The sequence below is a fragment of the Photobacterium sp. Ph5 genome, from assembly GCF_022129445.1.
Taxonomy (GTDB): domain Bacteria; phylum Pseudomonadota; class Gammaproteobacteria; order Enterobacterales; family Vibrionaceae; genus Photobacterium.
Genome location: NZ_JADQAQ010000097.1, coordinates 1 through 5,208, shown reverse-complemented (window position 1 = coordinate 5,208; position 5,208 = coordinate 1). Strand labels below are relative to the sequence as shown.

At 43.1% G+C, this 5,208-nt stretch carries 5 protein-coding genes; 1 reads left to right on the top strand and 4 read right to left on the bottom strand.

The genetic code is table 11. The annotated features are described in order from the left end of the window. Positions 1-96: 96 nt before the first annotated feature. Genes I3259_RS19910 through I3259_RS19900 form a run of 3 tightly spaced genes read right to left on the bottom strand, consistent with a single transcriptional unit; the run spans position 97 to position 3,898 of the window. The gene (locus tag I3259_RS19910; RefSeq protein WP_238031411.1) at positions 97-1,365 is read right to left on the bottom strand and encodes a BamA/TamA family outer membrane protein; all 1,269 of its coding nucleotides are present in this window, start codon (positions 1,363-1,365) and stop codon (positions 97-99) included. Positions 1,366-1,393: 28 nt separating this feature from the next. Beyond that, a complete protein-coding gene (gene alr / locus I3259_RS19905) occupies positions 1,394-2,473 on the bottom strand; it encodes an alanine racemase (protein WP_238031410.1) in 1,080 nt (359 codons plus the stop codon). A 27-nt stretch (positions 2,474-2,500) separates the two neighbouring features. Next, positions 2,501-3,898 carry a replicative DNA helicase gene (locus tag I3259_RS19900; protein WP_238031409.1) on the bottom strand — a complete coding sequence of 466 codons (1,398 nt, stop codon included), beginning with the start codon at positions 3,896-3,898 and terminating at the stop codon, positions 2,501-2,503. A gap of 199 nt (positions 3,899-4,097) precedes the next feature. Here I3259_RS19900 and I3259_RS19895 point away from each other — a divergent pair, with 199 nt between their 5' ends. Beyond that, positions 4,098-4,904, top strand: a complete 807-nt coding sequence (locus tag I3259_RS19895) for a DUF481 domain-containing protein (protein WP_238031408.1) — start codon at positions 4,098-4,100, stop codon at positions 4,902-4,904. Between the two features lie 98 nt (positions 4,905-5,002). Here the strand turns inward: I3259_RS19895 and rplI are convergent. Continuing rightward, positions 5,003-5,208 (bottom strand): 50S ribosomal protein L9 (gene rplI / locus I3259_RS19890; protein ID WP_238031407.1); only part of this gene is annotated, 206 nt, incomplete at its 5' end.

Here is a 5,208-nt window from a genome sequence, read left to right as displayed (position 1 = left end):
GAAAGCCTACCCTAAGCCTAACGGCTTAGGATGAGGCGGACCATATAATTAAGCACTTACGCCCAATGAAAAAGCGTAAGTGCTTTATATTTAATACTAGAAAGGTTGATTGACCATCACCCTAAAGGTACTTTCTTCACTGCCCCACGCCATTTCTGTTCGGACGACAACACCTTCGACTTGAAAACGTACCGCACCACCTGCGCTCCATTTCATGTCTGAATGCAGCTCAGAGAGATTGTAACTATCCGCAACACGACCAACATCAGCAAATGCTACCCACTGCCACCAAGGCACGTTGTACCAATTAAAAACAGGCCATTCATTCAGTGGTTGCCACTCTGGCATCACGCGATATTCTGCGCTGTAGCTGATTGCAGATCGCCCTACATATCGCCCCGTTTGAAAACTCCGCAAGCGATATAAGCCCCCCAGTTTTACTCCTGCATATTCAGGTGGACGATGATAACCATGTTTCGAATCCGTTGTATTCCAACTTGGGGTATCGGCGGTATAAACATTAAACGCCAAGACTTGCTGATCAAATACGTTATCGAGTTTTCCTAAATTCCAATACCAGCTTTGGTTGATTTCCCATTTCCACCAACTTGTTTGCTCTGAGATATCAGGCGCATACGTCAGCTTAAATTGACTTTTACTGCCTTGAGTTGGATTGGCACTATTGTTTTGGTTGTTCCATTCAAACCGAGTTTCTAGCCCCCAGACACTGTCATTATGTGAAAAATTAGAAGGCGGGATCGGTGTGTTTTTAGCAAACTGGCGAGATTGATAGAACGGGCGAAAATCTATTGACGATACGCCGCTTTCCCATGGCGTATAACCTGTTAATTGGCGGTTAGGATAAAGCGCAGATTGAATAGGATCGTGCTTACCTTGTCCAATAGGCAAAATATAACGCGCACTCAGTTGATGCAGTGACTCTTGCGCATCGGCAATGATCCTATCATCAAGATGGGAATCATTTTGGGTCGCTTTTCCTACATAGTAATTAAAATCTTTATAATCACCACTGTAAAGCTCAGCCCCAAATAGCCAGCGGCTGTCGGCTGATAACGCGTAATTATAAGCCCCCAGATACGTCATCCATGTGCCTTTATCTGTCACCAATCCAGCCACTAATAGTGAAGCTTGTGGTTGCCCTGCTTTTTTGACAACACCTGCGGCACCAATAGACAACCCCATGCTATCGGTAGAAAACATAAAAGGTACTGCAGCAACCTCTGAATCCTTATTTTCTACCGTTGCTGATCCATCAATATCAAGTGGTTCATTTTCAGCATGAATATCCGCTGAAACCAACAAAGCCGCAGCATACGCTACGGCTTTTAATTTTCTTTCTTCCATTAAAACTCATCGTCCAATGTTTAATTCATCACGTGTATGCCATCGCAACCCGTGGTGTTAATTTAGTCACCAATTCATAGGCAATAGTACCAATGTGCTCTGCCACAATTTCAGCCGGTAACCCTTCGCCCCATAATGTGGCTGTATCGCCCACTTTATCTTGCGCATCAGGCCCTAAATCCACCGTTAGCATGTCCATAGAAACACGCCCGGCCATAGGAACAATACGACCATTGACAAGCACTGGCGTACCGTTAGGAGCAGTACGAGGATAACCATCGCCATAACCAATCGCAATCACACCGACTTTGGTATCTCGCTCACTGGTCCAAATACCGCCATAGCCAACTTGCTCCCCTTTCTTAACATCACGTACAGCAATAAGGCTAGACGTTAATGTCATTGCGGGTTTTAAATCATAAGTTGAAGCAAAACGTTCTGGTGCATCAAAAGGGGAAACTCCATACATAATGATGCCAGGGCGAATCCATTCTAACTGGCTATCAGGCCACGCTAAAATACCAGCTGATGCGGCTAATGAACGTTCACCTTGATAGTCTTGCGTTAACTCTAAAAAGGTATCTAACTGCTTTAAAGTAATATCAGAGCTTAAGTCATCAGCATTACCAAAGTGACTAATAAAGCGTAATGGCTTTGCGACATTTTCACAGTTATTTAAACGCGCCATGAAATCCGTCAGATCTTCAGGGCGAACACCTAAACGGTGCATACCAGTATCAATTTTCACCCAAACTTGTACAGGGCTATCAAGTTCAGCTTGTTCTAATGCTTCCAATTGCTCAATCGAGTGAACCACGGTATGAATATTATTGGTCACTAATACTGGAAGATCGCTAGGCGCATAAAAACCTTCTAATAATAAAATAGGTTTTACGACCCCACCAGCGCGTAAAATTAATGCTTCTTCAATACGCGCAACCCCATAAGCGTCAACATTCGTAAGCGTTTGAGCAACACGAAGTAAGCCATGCCCATAAGCATTCGCTTTAACGACCGCTAAAATTTTACTGGTTGGTGCGTGTTGACGGATCACACTCAAATTATGAGCTAAAGCGTCAGTATCTATATGCGCGGTTGCAGCTTTCATCCAAAATCCTAAATAATATTCTTACACTTACTCTTCATCGTAGGCAGGGCCAGCATAGTTATCAAAGCGAGAAAACTGGCCTTGGAAGGTTAAACGTACAGTACCGATAGGACCATTACGTTGCTTACCTAAGATGATTTCAGCGATCCCTTTCAGGGCGCTATCTTCGTGATAAACCTCATCACGATAAATAAACATGATTAAATCGGCATCCTGCTCGATCGCACCTGACTCACGTAAGTCTGAGTTAACAGGGCGTTTATCAGCACGTTGCTCCAATGATCGGTTAAGCTGCGACAAGGCAACAACCGGTACGTTTAATTCTTTTGCCAGTGCTTTTAACGAGCGGGAAATCTCAGCGATCTCTAATGTACGGTTATCTTGCAGACCCGGTACTCGCATTAATTGCAAGTAGTCAATCATGATCATACTAATACCGCCGTTATCGCGGGCAATACGACGGGCACGAGAACGGACTTCCGTTGGTGTTAAGCCCGAACTATCATCAATGAACATATTCTTCTTTTCCATCAGAATACCCATTGTTGATGAAATACGTGCCCAGTCTTCATCATCGAGTTGACCGGTACGAATTTTAGTTTGGTCAACACGCGAAAGTGACGCCAACATACGCATCATGATCTGTTCAGCTGGCATCTCTAACGAGAAAATAAGTACAGGTTTTTCCTGCTCCATTGCTGCGTTTTCACATAAGTTCATCGCAAAGGTGGTTTTACCCATCGATGGACGTGCCGCAACAATGATTAAGTCGGAGCCTTGAAGGCCGGCTGTTTTTTTATTGAGATCGGTAAAACCTGTCGATACACCTGTAACACCATCTTGCGGCGACTGGTATAGAATCTCGATACGTTCTAAGGTCTTTTCTAAGATCGTATCAACGCTTTGTGGACCTTCTTTATCGTTGGTACGTTGCTCTGCAATCGCAAAGACTTTACTTTCAGCCATATCCAGTAAGTCTTCACTGGTACGGCCCTGTGGATCATAACCGGCATCGGCAATTTCATTTGCCACACCAATCATGTCACGAATAAGTGCACGCTCACGGACAATATCAGCATACGCTAAGATATTTGCCGCTGATGGCGTATTTTTTGCCAGTTCAGCTAAGTAAGCAAAACCGCCTACATCATCAAGTGTGCTTGATTGCTCAAGGTTTTCAGACAGGGTGATCAAGTCTAGCGGCTGACCCGCCTCTAATAGTGCCGCTGTCGCCTGAAAAATAATCCGGTGTGGACGACTGTAGAAATCATTGGCAACGACTTTTTCAGCCACCATATCCCACTTTTCGTTATCCAACATCAAACCACCAAGAACAGATTGCTCAGCCTCTAAAGAGTGAGGCGGCATCTTAATGGAGTCCATTTGATTATCTTTTGGTTTTTTCGGTTTACTATTATCTGCCATAGAAATTGCGTATTAGCCAAGAACAAGAATGAAGCATAGTAGTATACCCCATACATTCGGATCTGAGCAGTCATAAACTTACGACTCATCACCAAACCTGCAGGTTATTTAATTATGCGCCTTTTTAAATTAACTGATAGTCAAGCGTAACGATTCCTAACCAAAAGCTGACAAATTTGGGTTAGAATGCGGGCGCATAATGCTTATCATCGATAACACTCAATTTACGACACCTGCCGTGGGAGGAACTTTGGCAAGATACCTACTGACATTATTGCTGCTTGCCAATACTGCAGCCTATGCTGCTGACGATCAAGATATCGAGGAAGATGTCTCGCCCTCTCACTTTACCAGTGAGGTGGGGCTTGGATTTACAGCACTTGCCGGCAATTCAGATTCACAAACGCTAAATGCTAACTATGATCTGCAATATATCAAAGGCCGCTATAAAACCAATGCTGATACTAGTCTGCTAATGGCAAAAAAAAATGGTGAAGAAGATAAACGTAAAATTTCAGCTAATTTAAAATCGCAAATGCTGATCCGTGATGGCTATTACTTATATGCCAATGGTAGCTATATTGATGATCGCTATGGTCCGTATTACGTTGACTCATTAGCTTCTGCCGGTATCGGTTATCGTCTCTTTAGCTATGAAACATTCCAAACTTTAATTGATATTGGCCCAGGCTTTCGTCACCAAGATCCCAACCTTGATGAAATTGATGATGATATTGTTAAACCAGAAGTGGTGAATGAAGGGGTATTACAAAGCTCAATAACCATGACATGGAAACCGCTAAAAACACTCTCTTTTGAAAATAAAACTAATATTGTCGCAGGTAAAAGTAACACCACGATCCAAAACGATTTATCACTGACCAATTCCATCACTGATAACATCGCATTGAGTGTTGGCTTTAACTACACCTATTACACTTGGGTACCGAACAATATGAAGAACTTCGATTCGAGTACCATTGTTAGCCTGATCTACAGTATGTAGTTAAGCCGTTAATTAACGCTAAAATCTTTTCTCACTCAAATTTTAGACATAAAAAAACCAGCCCGAAGGCTGGTTTTTTCTATTAAAGCTAAAAGCAATTACTCTGCAGCAACAACGTTTAGTTTAACAGTTGCGAATACATCTGAATTTAGCTGAACGCTAACTTCGAATTCGCCAGTAGTACGTAGTGCACCTTCAGGTAGACGTACTTCGCTCTTAACAAGTGCTACGCCAGCTGCAGTTACTGCATCAGCGATGTCACGAGTACCGATAGAACCGAATAGTTTACCTTCGTCACCAGCTT